Here is a 15,344-nt window from a genome sequence, read left to right on the forward strand (position 1 = left end):
CTGGAAGAACAACCAGAACCGATCGCGACCCCGCGGGGTTGCTGGTTGTAATTTCATAGTGTTTCGGTGGTTATAGCGTTGGGGAAACACCCGGTCCCATTCCGAACCCGGTAGTTAAGCCCTTCTGCGCCGATGGTACTGCACTGGTTACGGTGTGGGAGAGTAGGTCGCCGCCGAACTTTACTTCCCTGAAGGGGCTTGTGATCGCGGGGCACAACTACAGTGCTTCGCTCACAGGCCCCTTTCAGCGTGTCCATAGGAGGATTTGGTGTCAAGGTTCGGGGATCGTCCCGGCGACCGTCAGCGTGGCCAGGGAGACCGACCGCGCCATTCCGACGGTGGCCGCTCTACAGGCGATCGCAAGTTCAGCAACAGCAAGCGTGACGAGCGTGGCGGTGCCGGCGGCAGCCGCGACTTCAAGCCGCGTGAAGACCGTGGTGGCTACCAGCGCGGTGAGGGCTCCGGCGACCGCAACCGCAGCGGAGACCGTCGAGACGACCGTGGTGGCTACCGGGGCAGCAGCGAGCGGTCCGGCTCTGGCGATCGCGGTGGCTACCGCGGCCAGGGTTCCAGTGACCGTGGTGGTTACCGCAAGGACGACCGTTCCAGCGACCGCGGTGGTTTCCGCAGCGAGCGCTCGGGCGACCGTCGTGACTTCAAGCCGCGTGAGGACCGCGGTGGTTCCCGCAGCGAGGGTTCCAGCGACCGCGGTGGTTACCGCGGCCAGGGCTCCAGCGACCGTGGCGGCTACCGCGGCGAAGGCTCCAGCGACCGCGGTGGTTACCAGCGTCGCGAAGGTTCGAGCGATCGCGGTGGTTACCAGCGTCGTGAGGGTTCGAGCGACCGCGGTGGCTACCGCGGCGGCGAGAGCTCGGGCGATCGTGGCGGCTACCGCAAGGACGACCGTTCCAGCGACCGTGGTGGTTTCCGCGGTGAGCGCTCCGGTGAGCGTCGTGACTTCAAGCCGCGTGAAGACCGTGGCGGATCGAGTGACCGTGGTGGTTACCAGCGTCGTGAGGGTTCCAGTGACCGTGGTGGTTACCGCGGTGGCGAGAGCTCGGGCGACCGTGGTGGTTACCAGCGTCGTGAGGGTTCCAGCGATCGTGGTGGCTACCGCGGTGGCGAGGGTTCCAGCGATCGTGGCGGTTACCGCAAGGACGACCGTTCCAGCGATCGTGGCGGTTTCCGTGGCGAGCGTTCGGGCGAGCGTCGTGACTTCAAGCCCCGCGAAGACCGTGGCGGATCGAGCGACCGTGGCGGTTACCAGCGTCGCGAAGGCTCCAGTGACCGCGGTGGTTACCGCAAGGACGACCGTTCCAGCGATCGTGGTGGTTTCCGCGGTGAGCGCTCCGGTGAGCGTCGTGACTTCAAGCCCCGCGAAGACCGTGGCGGATCGAGCGACCGTGGTGGCTACCAGCGTCGCGAAGGCTCCAGCGATCGTGGCGGTTACCGCAAGGACGACCGTTCCAGCGATCGCGGTGGGTACCGCGGCGGCGAGCGTTCCGATGACCGTGGCGGTTACCGGGGCGGCGACCGCCGGGACGACCGTGGTGGTTCCCGCAGCGAGGGTTCCGGTGACCGTGGCGGTTACCAGCGTCGCGAGGGTTCCAGCGATCGCGGTGGTTACCGCAAGGACGACCGCTCCAGCGATCGTGGCGGCTACCGCAAGGACGACCGTTCGGGCGACCGCGGTGGTTACCGCAAGGACGACCAGCGCGACGACCGTCGTGACGAGCGCAGCCGCGAGCGTGCGGCGCGTTTCCAGGAGCGGGTCGCCGAGCAGGGTGGCGCCGACGCCGAGGGCACCGAGAACACGTCGGGCGTGACCGAGGCGGCCGGCGAGCGCGCCGGTTACCGCCTGGGTGACGGCGCCGCGGCCACGCGTGCCGCTGCCGGTCGCGAGCAGGTTGCGACCGACTCCGGTGACGAAGATGCCGAATCCACTGACGCAGTTGAGGTTGACGAGGTCACGACGGCCGGCGACCGTGCGGCCGAGGCCGACGAGCGTGACGCGGACGACGACGCCGATGACGACGTCGTGAGCGACGAGCGCGACGCCAAGAGTGACGCTCAGACCGCCGACGTCGCTGCTGACGCCGGCAGCGACGAAGGCCGTGGCGACGACCGTGAGGACCGCGACGAGGCCCCCGCGCCCCGTGGCGGCCGTCCCGAGCTGCCGGAGGAGGCCGACCTCTCGCTGCTCGACCCGGAGATCAAGGCCGAGCTGCGCAGCCTGCCCAAGGGGCTCGCGGAGATCGTCGGACGGCACCTGGCCGCGGCCGGGCTGCTGATCGACGAGGAGCCGGAGCTGGCTTTGGAGCACGCCCGGTACGCGCGCAGCAAGGCGGCGCGGGTGGGCGTGGTCCGGGAAGCGGCCGGTCTGACCGCCTACTTCGCGGACGAGTGGGCCGAGGCTCTCAGCGAGCTGCGGGCCGCGCGCCGGATGATGCCCGGGCCGGGCCACCTCGCGATCATGGCCGACTGCGAGCGCGCTCTCGGGCGGCCGGAGCGGGCCATCGACCTGGCCAAGGACCCGTCCGCCAAGGACCTCAGCCAGGAGGACGAGATCGAGCTGCGGATCGTCGCGGCCGGTGCTCGCCGGGACATGGGGCAGCTCGAGGCGGCCGTGGTGGCGCTGCAGGGTCCTGACCTCGATCCGGGGCAGCGCACTCCCTACTCCGCGCGGCTCTTCTACGCTTACGCCGACAACCTGGCCGCGGCCGGTCGCATCGAGGAATCGGTCAAGTGGTTCCTCAACGCCGCCGAGGCTGACGACGAAGGGGAGACGGACGCCGCCGAGCGCGCGTTCGAGTTGACCCAGGAGGAGACCACCCAGCAGTGAGTGAGACGTTGGTCGACAGGTACGACGCGTTGCTGATCGATCTCGACGGCACCGTCTACCGCGGCAAAGAGGTCGTGCCCGGCGCCGCGGAGGAGATCGCGAAAGCCAGAGCGAAGGGCCTCGGGATCCGGTACGTCACCAACAACGCATCTCGCTCACCGCAGGCGGTCGCGGATCACCTCGTCGAGCTCGGGTTCGAGACGAGCATCGACGAGGTGAGCACCTCCGCGCAGGCAGGCGCGGCCATGCTCGCCGAACGTCTGCCGAAGCGCTCCACCGTGCTCGTGCTGGGCACCAAGGCTCTCGAAGCCGAGGTGTTCAAGCGCGGACTCATCCCCACCGACACCGCCGACGGCGCGGTGGCGGTGTTGCAGGGCCTGAGCATGGACCTCGGCTGGCGTCAGCTGGCCGAGGCCGCCGTCGCGATCCGCCAGGGTGCGCTGTGGGTGGCGTGCAACGTCGACGTCACCCTGCCCACCGAACGCGGCCTGCTGCCCGGCAACGGCTCGTTCGTCGCGGCGCTCAGGGCCGCGACCGACGCCGAGCCGCTCGTCGCCGGCAAGCCCGCCACCCCGCTGTTGCAGCAGGCGGCGAAGGACCTCCAGGCGAACCGTCCGCTGGTGATCGGCGACCGGCTCGACACGGACATTCTGGGCGCGGTCAACGCGGGCATGGACTCGCTGCTCGTGCTCACGGGTGTATCCACCGCGGCGGAGGCGCAAGCGCTTCCGGATGAGCAAAAGCCCACGTATGTCGGCGCGGACCTGTCGGTACTCCATCGGCTACCGTAAGACGGTGAGCTACCCCCTGCCCGGACCGCCGCCCAACCCGGCCGCCGCCATCGACGGCGCGCTGGAGCGGCTCGACGGGCTCGAGAACGTTCCCCTCGCCGAGCACGTGGCGCGGTTCGACGCCGTGCACGCGACGCTCACCGAAGCACTGTCGAGCATCGACAAGGTGTGATGCACAGTGCCTCGCAGGGTGCGGCTAGACGCCGAACTCGTGCGCAGGGGACTCGCCAAGTCCCGTGAGCACGCCAGCCAACTCGTCGCGGACGGTCGCGTCACGGTGCGCGGCACCGTCGCGACGAAGCCCGCGACCGCCGTGGAGACCTCCGACGCGGTCGTCGTCAAGGACCTCGCCAACGACCCGAACTGGGCGTCGCGCGGGGCGCACAAGCTGATCGGCGCGCTCGAGGGGTTCAAGATCGACCCCACCGGCCGGCGCTGCCTGGACGCGGGCGCGTCCACCGGCGGTTTCACCGATGTGCTGCTGCGCCACGGCGCGCGCCAGGTCGTCGCCGCCGACGTCGGACGCGGGTTGCTCGACTGGAAGCTGCAGACCGACGACCGGGTCGTGGTGAAGGACAAGACCAACGTCCGCACCCTCACTCCCGAGGACATCGGCGGGAAAGTTGAACTCGTCGTAGCGGATCTTTCGTTTATCTCGTTGAGGCTTGTGCTCCCCGCACTGGCCGCGTGCCTCGACGAGGAGGGCGACCTGCTGCCGATGGTCAAGCCGCAGTTCGAGGTCGGCAAGGAACGTCTGGGCTCCGGTGGCGTCGTGCGCGACCCGGAGCTGCGCGTTGCCGCCGTCCTCGAAGTGACCGGGGCAGCGGCGGAACTGGGTCTGGCCGTGCACGGGGTCGTCGCGAGCCCGCTGCCCGGCCCGTCCGGCAACGTCGAGTACTTCCTCTGGCTCCGCGAGGGTGATCCAGTGCCCGCGGAGGAGATGGTGCGCACCGCCGTCGAAGAAGGGCCCCAATGAGGGAAGTCCTGCTGGTCGTCCACACCGGTCACCAGAGCAACATCGATCTCGCCCGTCAGGTCGCCGGCCGTCTCGCGGTCGGTGGCGTCACCACGCGAGTGCTCGACGACGAGGCGCGTGACCTCGGCCCGTCGTGCTGCACCAAGGTCGTGCCCGCCGACGACCACGCGGCCGAGGGCACCGAGCTCGTGCTCGTGCTGGGCGGTGACGGCACGTTGTTGCGCGGCGCCGAACTCGCCCGTCCCGCACGGGTTCCGGTGCTGGGCGTCAACCTGGGCCGCGTCGGGTTCCTCGCCGAGGCCGACTCGGACGCGCTGCACGAGGCGGTCGGCCACGTGCTGGAGCGCGACTACTTCGTGGAAGAGCGCATGACGCTCGACCTCGTTGCGACCGTCAACGGCGAAGTTGTCGTGAAGACGTGGGCGCTCAACGAGATCAGCGTCGAGAAGCTGATCCGTGAACGCATCCTCGAGGTCGTCATCGAGGTCGACGGACGGCCGGTGTCGGCGTTCGGCTGCGACGGCGTGCTGTGTGCGACGCCGACGGGCTCGACGGCGTACGCGTTCTCCGCGGGCGGACCGGTCGTGTGGCCGGACGTGCAGGCGATCCTGGTGGTGCCGAGCAACGCGCACGCGCTGTTCGCCCGGCCGCTGGTCGTCTCGCCGAAGTCGCACGTGGCGTTCGAGATCGAGTCGACCGGGCATCCGGCGGCGCTGTCCGCGGACGGGCGGCGCACGTTCGAGCTGCCCGCGGGCGCGCGGATCGAGATCGTGGAGGGCGCGGTGCCGCTCAAGGTCGTGCGGTTGCGCAAGGCTCCGTTCACGGACCGGCTGGTCGAGAAGTTCGATCTGCCGGTGAAGGGATGGCGGGGACCATCGGCAGGCTGACCGCGCCGCTCGGCGCGGCGGCACTCGCTCGTTATGGTGCCCCCAGAGCAAGGTCCCATCCGGAAATGTCGGACCCGACAAGTAAGGTTCGCCCTGTGCTGGCCGAGATGCGCATCAATGGCCTTGGCGTGATTGACGAGGCCACTCTCGAACTCGACCCCGGATTCACCGTCGTGACTGGTGAGACGGGTGCGGGCAAGACCATGGTCGTGACCGGGTTGCACCTGCTCGGCGGTGGCCGGGCGGAGGCGTCCCGCGTGCGCACCGGTGCCGACAAAGCGGTGGTCGAAGGCCGCTTCCAGGCTCCGGCGGGCAGCCCTGCCGCGAAGGTGGCGGAGGAGGTCGGCGGCGAGGCGGACGAGGACGGTTCGCTGATCGCGATCCGCACCGTCGGCTCTGACGGCCGCTCCCGCGCGCACGTCGGCGGTCGCTCCGTGCCGGTCGGGGTGCTCTCCGAACTGGCAGAGCAGCTGATCGCCGTGCACGGTCAGAACGACCAGCTGCGGCTCATGCGCCCGGCCGAGCAGCGCGGCGTGCTGGACCGCTTCGCCGGCGACGACGTGGGCGAGCCGTTGCGCGCGTACCAGGCCGTCCGCGAGGAGTGGCTGCGCGTCTCGACCGAGCTGAAGGAACGCACCGAGCGCTCCCGTGAGCTCGCCCGCGAGGCCGACCTGCTGCGGCACGGCCTGTCCGAGATCGACGCCGTCGCCCCGCTGCCGGGCGAGGACGTCGAACTGCACGACGAGGCCCGTCGTCTGGCCGACGCCGACCAGCTCCGCGAAGCCGCCCAGGGCGCGCAGTACGCGGTGAGCGGCTCGCTGGAGGGCGACCCGGACAACCCCGGCGCGCTCGGCCTGATCTCCGAGGCCGCCCGCCGCCTGTCCACCTCCGAGGACCCGAAGCTGCGCGAGATGGAACCGCGGCTGGTCGAGGCCGCAACGCTGCTGGCCGACGTCGGCGCCGAGATCTCCGGCTACCTCGACCACCTGGAGGCCGACCCCGGCCGGCTCGAAGAAGTCCTGCGGCGCCAGGCCGACCTGAAGGGCCTGACCCGCAAGTACGCGGCGGACGTCGACGGCGTCATCGCCTGGGCCACCGACGCGCGCGCTCGCCTGGACGGGCTGGACACCTCCGAGGAGGCGTTGGGCGCGCTCGCCACCCGCCGCGACGAGCTGGCCGTCGAGCTGGCCACTCTGGCGGAACAGGTCACGGCCGCGCGCGTCGAGGCCGCTCTGGAACTGGGCAAGGCCGTCACCGAGGAACTGGACGGTCTGGCCATGCCGCACGCGTCGGTCGAACTGGCCGTCCGTCCCCGCCACGCCGAGTCCGGCGACGCACAGGCGCTGCCGGTGGGCCGCTCGATCCTGCACGCGGGCGCGTCGGGCGTCGACGACGTGGAGCTGCGCCTCATCTCGCACCCCGGCGCCCCAGCGTTGCCGGTGCACAAGGGCGCGTCCGGCGGCGAGCTCTCGCGCGTGATGCTGGCGCTCGAGGTAGTGCTGTCGCACTCCGACCCGGTGCCGACGCTGGTGTTCGACGAGGTGGACGCGGGCGTCGGCGGCCGCGCGGCAGTCGAGGTCGGCCGCCGGCTGGCCAGGCTGGCCCGTTCGCACCAGGTCATCGTGGTGACGCACCTGCCGCAGGTGGCGGCGTTCGCCGACCGGCACCTCGTCGTGGACAAGTCCGCGGACGGCACGTTCACGCGGTCAGCGGTGCGCAAGCTGGACGAGACGCAACGGGTGGTCGAGCTGGCCCGCATGCTCGCCGGCATGGACTCGACCGACACGGGCCGCGCGCACGCCGAGGAGCTGCTGGCCGCCGCCAAGGCGGACAAGTCGGCGACGCCGGTGGTGCGGAGGCGCAAGAAGAAGGCCTGAGGGGGCGAGCTCTGGGAGAGGTGTGTCCGCGGAAAGCGCGGACCCACGTCGCTCGCCGTGTCTTCTGGGGGGCGACCCCCCGAGCTGACAGGGTCCCGGCAAAGTCGTTTCTGCTGGTGGGCGTTTGCAAGTACTACCAACTCTTGATCAAATCGCCGCCAACTACACCCAACATGTTCGCCAGTTGCCGAATATGTCTGGGCCGGGCGTGGTGTGGCGGCTGGATCGACGAGGCCAGTTGGTAGTAGCAAAGTGCTTGTTGATGTTGGGTTGGTGGTACTTGCACACGCCATCGCCAGCCAGGCGGATGGCCTGACGGGACTTTGCCGGGGTCCTGCCCCGAGCTGGGAACCCCTGCGTTTCAACGTACTCGGAGCCACCGACAAGATCGGCTCGGCCAACTTCCGTCGCGCCCTGGACCGCTGTTGCCGCCCATGTTCGGCATGATGGGAACGTGACCGAGGCCCGGTCAGCGGACGCACACGATGGTGCGGTGGAAGGTGGACCGGATCTGTGACCACGCGCCGGGTGCTCGGAGCGGTGCTGGTGTTCGTCGCGGCCGGGCTGGCGGTGGCGGCGGCGTTCCTGGCCGCCTATGCCGTGCAGGTCGAGTTGCAGGGGCGGACGTTGCGGTTCGAGGCCACGCCCTGGCTGGTGGAGCGGGACGACTTCCGTGGGGCGTTGTTGCTCGGGCCGATCGAGTACGGCGAGGCGGCTGTGGCGGCGGCGCTGGTGATGGCGTTGTCGGCGGTGCTGGCGTTTCGGGTGCCGGCGGCGCGGGTCGGGTCGTTGCTCGGGGCCGGGTTGCTGGCCGGGGTGGCGTGGTCCGCGGTCACCTCGGTGCAGGGGATCGTGAAGAAGCTCGCCGACCTCGGGGCGCCGGTACCGTTCGACGTGGAGCAGGGGGAAGGCATCACGCTGCTGGTCGTGGCGGCCGGGGTGGCCGTCGTGTCGGCGGTGTTGCACCAGGAGTTGCCACGACGTGAGGAACAGCCCGAGGGGGACGGTGCGGTGATTCACCAGGTCGAGGCGGACGACAGCGAGACGCCGCCGTACGGCTTTCCGGTGATCGTCGAGCCGGCGGAGCCGAAAGAGCAGAAGAGTGATTGATCGTCGGAAGATCGGGCCGATCCTGCTGCTGGTGGGGGCGGGGCTGGCGGCCGTGGCGAGTTTTCAGGACACGTACGGCACCGTCTATCCCGGGTTCGGCGGTCCTGAACAGAAGATGACCACCACGTTGTGGATCGTGGTCAGGGATCCGGCGTTCGGTGAGCCGCCGCAGGACGCGTACAACGCCGGAGGCCTGCCGGTGATCATCGCCGCCGCGCTGATGGTGGTCGCTGCGGTGCTTCTGGTGCGGAAGCGGACGTCGTTCGTCGGGACGCCCGCTGCGATGGGGGCCGCCGGTGCGCTGGCCGGGATCGTGCTCATGTACGTGCTCCAGGTGTGGCGTGAGAAGGAGCTCATGGCCGGCATGATCCTGCCGGACGGGCAGACGGCGGTACTGAGCTTCCTCGGCGGCACGTACGTGCTGGTCGCGGCTGCGGTGATCGGACTGGTCGGTGCGGTGCTGGCCCAGCGCAGGCAGCCGCCCGAAGAAGCCGAAGAGGAAGTGGACGAGGAAGCTGTGGTCGTGCACCAGCTCGACGACGGTGACGACACGCCGCCCTTCGGCCTCGCCATCCCCGCCGAAGAGCAGCAGCAGGAGGCGCGGTGATCGGAAGACCGACGGCGGTGGCGCTGATCGCGGCCGGGGTGGTGCTGACCGCGACGGCGATGGTGTTGCCGTGGTACTCGACCGCGTACGCCGGTGGCGTCGAGGTCGTGGTCCGGGCGTGGGGCACGGAGGTCGTGAACAAGCCGGGCGACTGGCCGGCGGGTGATCTCTCGCCCTGGTACGGCCTGCCCGTCGCCGTGACGGCCGCGCTGCTGGTCGCCGGCATCTGGATCAACCGCGCCGCACTGGCCGGAGCGACGGCACAACTCGGCGCACTGGGCATCACCGCGGCGCTCGTCGTGTCGGACCGCGGTCACGCGATCGAGCAGCAGGGCGACTTCGCGCTCGGCTTCGGGCTCGTGTTCCTCGCGATCGGCACGCTGGCCGCACTCACCGGTGCCATCGCGGTCCAACGGGAGACGGCGTGAAACTCCTGGCAGCTGCACTCCTCGTACTAGCGGCCGCCGCGGCGACGACCGCGACGTTCCTGCCGCTCTCGGAACTGCTGATCCGCCTCACCCCCGACCAGCCGCAGACCGCCTACATCACCACGGGCTGGGCCACGCACTTCGGTGGCACCAAAGACGAGCACGGCCCGTTGTTCGGCATTCCGGCCGTGGCGGCGGCAGTGGCCATCCTCGCCGGCGTCCGGTGGCGGAAAGTCGCTTTCGCCGGAGCGGCGGCACTCGCCGGGGTCACTGGAATGTTGTTCGTGTATTTGCTGAACGCGATCAGCTTCCACAAAGCGGGCAACATCGCCATCGATCCGGGGTTGCAAGCCGGGTTCGGCAACGGCATCTGGGTGCTGATAGCCGCGGTGGTTCTCGCGTTTGGCGCCGTAGTAGTTCACCCCGACGACTGACCAGCGAAAATCGCCCGGCGTGCCTCACCTGTCGCGCGCGCACCGTGAGTCACTATCGGCGCATGAAGCTTTCCGGGCTGCTGAGCCGCTCCAACCACGAACTTCCCGGTGTCACGGGGGTCGCCCGGGTCGATCGGCGCGTGAGTGACCTGGTGCGGCGCGTCAGTCCCGGAGACGTCGCCGTTTTCGACTTCATCGACCTCGACCGGCGCACCGCGGAAGCACTTGTCGCGGCCGACGTGGTCGGCGTCGTGAACGCGTCGCCGTCGATTTCCGGCCGCTTTCCCAACCTCGGCCCGGAACTGCTCATCGAGGCCGGCATTCCGCTGATCGACGACGTCGGCGCCGTCGCGCTGCGGGAGATCAAGGAAGGCACCAAGATCCGGCTGCACGAAGGTGTCGTGTACGCCGGGGAACGCGAGCTCGCCAAGGGGATCGAGCAGAACGCCGAAAGCATCGCCGACGCCATGATCGAGGCGAAGGCCGGCATGTCGGCGCAGCTGGAAGCCTTCTCCGCCAACACCATCGAGTTCCTGCGCCGCGAACGCGCGTTGGTGCTCGACGGCGTCGGCGTGCCCGAGGTGTACGTGCCGATGCGCGACCGGCAGGTGCTCGTCGTCGCGGGTGGACCGTCGCACGCCGAGGAACTGCGCAAGCTCCGCAAGTACATCCGCGAGTACCGGCCGGTGCTGATCGGCGTCGACACCGGCGCGGACACGCTGCACGACGCCGGGCTCAAGCCGGACATCATCGTCGGCGACCCCGACGGCATCGGCACCGCGTCACTGCGGGCGGCCGCCGAGGTGGTCGTGCCCGCGCAGACCGACGGCCACGCGCCTGGTCTGCAACGGATCCAGGACCTCGGCATAGGCGCGGTGACGTTCCCCGCCTCTGGCAACGCGGAGGACCTCGCGTTGCTGCTCGCCGAAGCACACGGGGCGTCTCTGGTCGTCACGGTGGGGCTGCGCGCGACGTTGCGCGAGTTCCTCGACCGCGGGCACTCCGGTTCCAACCCCTCCACGTTCCTCACCCGGCTGAAGCTCGGCAGCAAGCTCGTCGACGGGGAGGCCGTCGCGACCCTGCACCGCAGCCGGGTCTCGCTGGGCGTGATCGTCCTGCTGGTGACCGCCGCGATCGTCGCCATGGGGGCGGCGCTGGCGGTGTCCGGCGTCGGTCACGTCTACGTCGACATCGTGGTCGACGGCTGGCAGTCCGTCGTCAACTGGTTCAAGGGGTTCTTCTCGTGATCACGCTGCGATACCACATAGTTTCGATCACCGCCGTGTTCCTCGCGCTGGCGGTGGGAGTCGTGCTGGGTTCGACCGCGATCAGCGGCCGGCTGCTGTCCGGGTTGAGCGACGAGAAGAACTCGTTGGCACAGCAGGTGAACGACCTGCAGAACGACCGCAACGCGTTGAACGCCAAGCTGACCGAGGCGGACAAGTTCGCCTCGTCGGTCGGGCCGCTCGCGGTCAAGGACCGGCTCACCGACCGCACGGTCGTGCTGGTGACCACGTCGGACGCGCGTCCGTCCGATCGGGACGCGCTCAGCGGGCTGCTGAAGTCCGCCGGTGCCACCGTCACCGGCGAGATCCAGCTGACCGACGCGTTCGCCGACCCGTCCCGCGGTGACCAGCTCCGCGACCTCGTGGCACGGCTGCAGCCCGCCGGATCACAGCTGCCCACCGCCGCGGACCCCGGCACTCGCGCTGGTGGCCTGTTCGGCACGTTGCTGCTGCTCAACGCGTCCTCGAACCAGCCGCAGTCCACTCCGGACGAGGCGGCCTCGGCACTCGCCGGGCTCTCCAACGCGGGTTTCGTGAAGGCGACCTCCGCGGTGAAGCCCGCGCAGCTCGCGATCGTGCTGTCCGGCGGCGCCGCGATCGGTGACTCGGCCGCCGACCGCGCCTCCACCATCGCGCGCTTCGCCACCCAGCTCGACCGGGCCGGCGCGGGTGTCGTGCTGGCCGGTGCGAACGGCTCGGCGAACGGCACCGGCGCGATCGGCGTGGTCCGCGCGGACACCAACGCGACGTCGATCCTGTCCACGGTGGACAACTCCGACACCCCGGCCGGTCAGGTCGTCTCGGTGATGGCGCTGCGCGAACAGCTGGAGGGCCGCTCCGGCCGGTACGGCGTGGCGGGCAACGCGGAGGCGTCCTCGCCGGGAACGGCCGGTTAGCCCTCGGTCGTCCAGGCGCCCGGGAGTTGCTTCATCAGCAGCTCCAACGCCTCCGGTGTGCGGCCGCGCGCCCACAGGTAGTCGCCGTGCTCCTCCTCGACGATCACGTCGTCGGCGGCGAACCAGCGGGAACCGGGACTGGCCAGCGGCAGCAGGGTGAAGTGCTCCTCGAGCAGGGAGATGTCCGCTTCGGACATCTCCCTGTCCGCGGTCGCGGCACCGTCCTGGAACAACGCCGCGGACAGCACCATCTCCACACACGCGAGCGAGAAGCGCGGCAGCCAGGGGTCCCACCGTTCCTCGGTCTTGTCGGCGAGCTCGTACTTCATGAGAACCTCCGGGTCCTCACCGGCGAACGTCGTTCCCCAGGCCGCGATCCAGTTCTCGCCGCGGAAGACGAGGACCTCGCCGTCCAGCCGCAGCTCGGCAGGCGCGAGCAGGCGGTCCCGGTCGCCCGCCAGCTCCGGCCGTTTGCCGAACAACGCCAGCGCCTCTTTCAACGCCTCCGGGAACCTGACTCCGAGCCGATCCTCGGCGTCGGCGAGCTCCCGGCGGCTCCAGCCGTCCTGCGGCTCGATCGGCTCGGCCCACGCGGCCGCGAAACCCTCGATGAAACGCCACGCCGCGGAACGGTCGTGCACAGCTCTGGCAGCGTTCCCCGCCACGTCGAAGGTCACGTGACAACGATTCCTGATCTCGGCGTGTGCTGGGGGAGGTTCGGGGAAACCCCTCACTGCGCCGATCGGGTGATGTGATCTGCCGGGTCGTGGTGCGCTGAGTGACCGGCGGCGTGTTAGCGTTATGGCCCGTGGATAGGGGGATTTACCCCCACGATTTTCACGGGAGCCCCGTTGGTGCAGCAGGCACGTACGACCAAGCACGTCTTCGTCACGGGAGGCGTCGCCTCCTCCCTGGGCAAGGGGCTCACCGCCTCCAGCCTCGGCCAGTTGCTCACCTCGCGCGGCCTGCGGGTAACGATGCAGAAGCTCGACCCGTACCTGAACGTGGACCCCGGCACGATGAACCCGTTCCAGCACGGCGAGGTCTTCGTGACCGACGACGGCGCGGAGACGGACCTCGACATCGGCCACTACGAGCGGTTCCTCGCGCGGGATCTGAGCGGCGACGCGAACGTGACGACCGGCCAGGTGTACTCCGAGGTCATCGCCAAGGAGCGGCGCGGTGAGTACCTGGGCGACACGGTCCAGGTCATCCCGCACATCACCGACGAGATCAAGCGCCGCATCCGGGCGATGGCCGAGCCGGACGCCGACGGCGTCACCCCGGACGTGGTCATCACCGAGGTCGGCGGCACCGTCGGTGACATCGAGTCGTTGCCGTTCCTCGAGGCGTGCCGCCAGGTCCGCCACGACGTCGGCCGTGACAACGTCTTCTTCCTGCACGTCAGCCTGGTGCCGTACCTGGCGCCGTCCGGCGAGCTCAAGACCAAGCCGACGCAGCACTCCGTCGCGGCGCTGCGCAACATCGGTATCCAGCCTGACGCGATCGTGTGCCGCGCGGACCGGGAGATCCCGGACGCGCTGAAGCGCAAGATCGGCCTGATGTGCGACGTCGACACCGACGCCGTCGTCGCGGCCGTGGACGCGCCGTCGATCTACGACATCCCGAAGGTGCTGCACGCCGAGGGCCTCGACGCCTACGTCGTGCGCCGCCTCGACCTGCCGTTCCGCGACGTCGACTGGACGGTGTGGGGCGACCTGCTGGAGCGGGTGCACAACCCGACCGAGACGGTGAAGATCGCTCTGGTCGGCAAGTACGTCGACCTGCCGGACGCCTACCTGTCGGTCACCGAGGCGCTGCGTGCGGGCGGGTTCGCGCACCACGCCAAGGTCGAGATCAAGTGGGTGCCGTCGGACGAGTGCCAGACGCCTGAGGGCGCCGCACGGGCGTTGTCCGCCATGGACGCCGTGCTGATCCCCGGTGGTTTCGGCGTGCGTGGCATCGAGGGCAAGATCGGCGCGCTGAAGTACACCCGCACGCGCGGTGTGCCGACGCTGGGCCTGTGCCTCGGCCTGCAGTGCATGGTGATCGAGGCCGCGCGGAACCTCGCGGGCATCGAGGACGCGAACTCCAGCGAGTTCGAAGAGGGCGGTTCGCCGGTCATCTCCACGATGGCCGACCAGGAGGACGTCGTCTCCGGGCAGCGCGACATGGGCGGCACGATGCGTCTGGGCGCGTACATCGCGAAGCTGACGCCGGGTTCGGTGGTCGCTTCCGCGTACGGGGCGACCGAGGTGTCCGAGCGGCACCGGCACCGTTACGAGGTCAACAACGCCTACCGCGGCAAGCTCACCGAGGCCGGCCTGGTGTTCTCCGGTGTGTCGCCGGACGGCCGCCTGGTCGAGTTCGTCGAGCTGCCGGCCGACGTGCACCCGTTCTACGCGGCCACGCAGGCGCACCCGGAGCTCAAGTCGCGTCCCACGAAGCCGCACCCGCTGTTCGCGGCGTTCGTGAAGGCCGCGATCGACTACCGGGTGGCCGACCGCCTCCCGTTGGCCGCGGGAGCCTCGCAGTGACGTCTTCTTCTGGGAGGCACGACTTCCGCACGGTCGCGAGCGAGGACCTGCACGTCGGACGTGTTGTGGCGCTGCGGATCGACGAGGTCGAGATGCCCGGTGGCGGCACGGCCAAGCGCGAGATCGTCGAGCACATGGGTGCCGTCGCGGTCGTGGCCGTGGACGCCTCCGGCGATGTCGTGCTGATCCACCAGTACCGGCACGCGCTCGGCCGGCACCTCTGGGAGCTGCCGGCCGGGTTGCTCGACCACGACGACGAGGAGCCGGTCGTCGGCGCTCGCCGTGAGCTGGCCGAGGAGGTCGGGCTCGACGCCGCCCGCTGGGACACGCTGGTCGACGCGGCCGCGTCACCCGGTTTCACCGACGAGGTCGTGCGGGTCTTCCTCGCGCGCGATCTGTCCGAAGTGGACCGTAACGTGCAGGGCGAGGAGGAGGCGGACCTGGAGATCCACCGCTTCCCGATCGACGAGGCCGTGCGGATGGTGTTCTCCGGCGAGATCGTGAACGCCTCGGCGGTCGCCGGGCTGATCGCGGCCCGCGAGGTGCTGGAGGGTCGGGCCGAGCCGCGCCCGGCCGACGCGCCTTTCGCTGACCGTCCCACCCGCTTCGCCGCCCGCAAAAGGTAGGAGTCGAGAGCCATGAACGGCGCTTTTGTGTACCTGAGGTCCATGAA

At 69.9% G+C, this 15,344-nt stretch carries 16 protein-coding genes and 1 rRNA gene; 15 read left to right on the forward strand and 2 right to left on the reverse strand.

What is annotated here, in order from left to right:
• Nucleotides 1-62: 62 nt before the first annotated feature.
• Nucleotides 63-179 (forward strand): 5S ribosomal RNA (gene rrf, locus B0F77_RS12155).
• Between the two features lie 92 nt (nucleotides 180-271).
• Here rrf and B0F77_RS49700 read toward each other — a convergent pair.
• Nucleotides 272-2,323: a hypothetical protein gene (locus tag B0F77_RS49700; RefSeq protein WP_245847996.1), complete on the reverse strand. Its 2,052-nt coding sequence runs from the start codon at nucleotides 2,321-2,323 to the stop codon at nucleotides 272-274.
• Between B0F77_RS49700 and B0F77_RS48980 the strand changes: the two genes are divergently transcribed.
• From B0F77_RS48980 to B0F77_RS12215, 12 genes are all read left to right on the forward strand, one after another.
• Nucleotides 2,315-2,842 carry a hypothetical protein gene (locus B0F77_RS48980; RefSeq protein ID WP_245847998.1) on the forward strand — a complete coding sequence of 176 codons (528 nt, stop codon included), beginning with the start codon at nucleotides 2,315-2,317 and terminating at the stop codon, nucleotides 2,840-2,842. The genes B0F77_RS49700 and B0F77_RS48980 overlap by 9 nt on opposite strands.
• Nucleotides 2,839-3,633, forward strand: coding sequence for an HAD-IIA family hydrolase (locus B0F77_RS12165; RefSeq protein WP_086662968.1), 795 nt, complete (start codon nucleotides 2,839-2,841; stop codon nucleotides 3,631-3,633). Before B0F77_RS48980 ends, B0F77_RS12165 begins: the two co-directional genes overlap by 4 nt.
• Nucleotides 3,634-3,637: 4 nt before the next feature.
• Nucleotides 3,638-3,805: a hypothetical protein gene (locus B0F77_RS12170; protein ID WP_425435652.1), complete on the forward strand. Its 168-nt coding sequence runs from the start codon at nucleotides 3,638-3,640 to the stop codon at nucleotides 3,803-3,805.
• Nucleotides 3,806-3,811: 6 nt separating this feature from the next.
• Nucleotides 3,812-4,609 carry a TlyA family RNA methyltransferase gene (locus B0F77_RS12175; RefSeq protein WP_086662970.1) on the forward strand — a complete coding sequence of 266 codons (798 nt, stop codon included), beginning with the start codon at nucleotides 3,812-3,814 and terminating at the stop codon, nucleotides 4,607-4,609.
• Complete coding sequence (locus B0F77_RS12180; RefSeq protein WP_086662971.1) at nucleotides 4,606-5,496, forward strand: NAD kinase; 891 nt, start codon at nucleotides 4,606-4,608, stop codon at nucleotides 5,494-5,496. The genes B0F77_RS12175 and B0F77_RS12180 overlap by 4 nt, the downstream gene beginning before the upstream one ends.
• A 95-nt stretch (nucleotides 5,497-5,591) precedes the next feature.
• The gene (gene recN, locus B0F77_RS12185) at nucleotides 5,592-7,373 is read left to right on the forward strand and encodes a DNA repair protein RecN (RefSeq protein WP_211293757.1); all 1,782 of its coding nucleotides are present in this window, start codon (nucleotides 5,592-5,594) and stop codon (nucleotides 7,371-7,373) included.
• Nucleotides 7,374-7,886: 513 nt separating this feature from the next.
• Nucleotides 7,887-8,483, forward strand: coding sequence for a hypothetical protein (locus B0F77_RS12190; RefSeq protein ID WP_086662972.1), 597 nt, complete (start codon nucleotides 7,887-7,889; stop codon nucleotides 8,481-8,483).
• Nucleotides 8,476-9,090 (forward strand): hypothetical protein, encoded by a 615-nt coding sequence (locus B0F77_RS12195; protein ID WP_086662973.1) that lies wholly within the window; start codon nucleotides 8,476-8,478, stop codon nucleotides 9,088-9,090. The genes B0F77_RS12190 and B0F77_RS12195 overlap by 8 nt, the downstream gene beginning before the upstream one ends.
• Nucleotides 9,087-9,518: a hypothetical protein gene (locus tag B0F77_RS12200; protein WP_086662974.1), complete on the forward strand. Its 432-nt coding sequence runs from the start codon at nucleotides 9,087-9,089 to the stop codon at nucleotides 9,516-9,518. The genes B0F77_RS12195 and B0F77_RS12200 overlap by 4 nt, the downstream gene beginning before the upstream one ends.
• Entirely contained in the window at nucleotides 9,515-9,952 is a 438-nt protein-coding gene (locus B0F77_RS12205) for a hypothetical protein (RefSeq protein WP_086662975.1), read from the forward strand. Before B0F77_RS12200 ends, B0F77_RS12205 begins: the two co-directional genes overlap by 4 nt.
• Before the next feature lie 62 nt (nucleotides 9,953-10,014).
• A complete protein-coding gene (gene steA, locus B0F77_RS12210; RefSeq protein ID WP_086662976.1) occupies nucleotides 10,015-11,199 on the forward strand; it encodes a putative cytokinetic ring protein SteA in 1,185 nt (394 codons plus the stop codon).
• On the forward strand, nucleotides 11,196-12,134 hold the full coding sequence (locus B0F77_RS12215; RefSeq protein ID WP_086662977.1) for a copper transporter: 939 nt from the start codon (nucleotides 11,196-11,198) through the stop codon (nucleotides 12,132-12,134). Before steA ends, B0F77_RS12215 begins: the two co-directional genes overlap by 4 nt.
• On the opposite strand, the gene B0F77_RS12220 is transcribed toward B0F77_RS12215, so the two are convergent.
• Nucleotides 12,131-12,811 (reverse strand): hypothetical protein, encoded by a 681-nt coding sequence (locus tag B0F77_RS12220; RefSeq protein ID WP_086662978.1) that lies wholly within the window; start codon nucleotides 12,809-12,811, stop codon nucleotides 12,131-12,133. The two genes, B0F77_RS12215 and B0F77_RS12220, sit on opposite strands and share 4 nt — an antisense overlap.
• Before the next feature lie 177 nt (nucleotides 12,812-12,988).
• Between B0F77_RS12220 and B0F77_RS12225 the strand changes: the two genes are divergently transcribed.
• The gene (locus B0F77_RS12225) at nucleotides 12,989-14,671 is read left to right on the forward strand and encodes a CTP synthase (RefSeq protein WP_425435653.1); all 1,683 of its coding nucleotides are present in this window, start codon (nucleotides 12,989-12,991) and stop codon (nucleotides 14,669-14,671) included.
• Nucleotides 14,668-15,297, forward strand: coding sequence for an NUDIX domain-containing protein (locus tag B0F77_RS12230; protein WP_245848000.1), 630 nt, complete (start codon nucleotides 14,668-14,670; stop codon nucleotides 15,295-15,297). Before B0F77_RS12225 ends, B0F77_RS12230 begins: the two co-directional genes overlap by 4 nt.
• The last annotated feature ends 47 nt before the right edge of the window (nucleotides 15,298-15,344 follow it).

The sequence above is a fragment of the Lentzea kentuckyensis genome, assembly GCF_002150765.1.
Taxonomy (GTDB): domain Bacteria; phylum Actinomycetota; class Actinomycetes; order Mycobacteriales; family Pseudonocardiaceae; genus Lentzea; species Lentzea kentuckyensis.

What these genes read in the sequence shown, in the direction of transcription:
- B0F77_RS12180 (WP_086662971.1), top strand. Translation starts at nt 4,606, where the DNA reads ATGAGGGAAGTCCTGCTGGTCGTCCACACCGGTCACCAGAGCAACATC.
- steA (WP_086662976.1), top strand. Translation starts at nt 10,015, where the DNA reads ATGAAGCTTTCCGGGCTGCTGAGCCGCTCCAACCACGAACTTCCCGGT.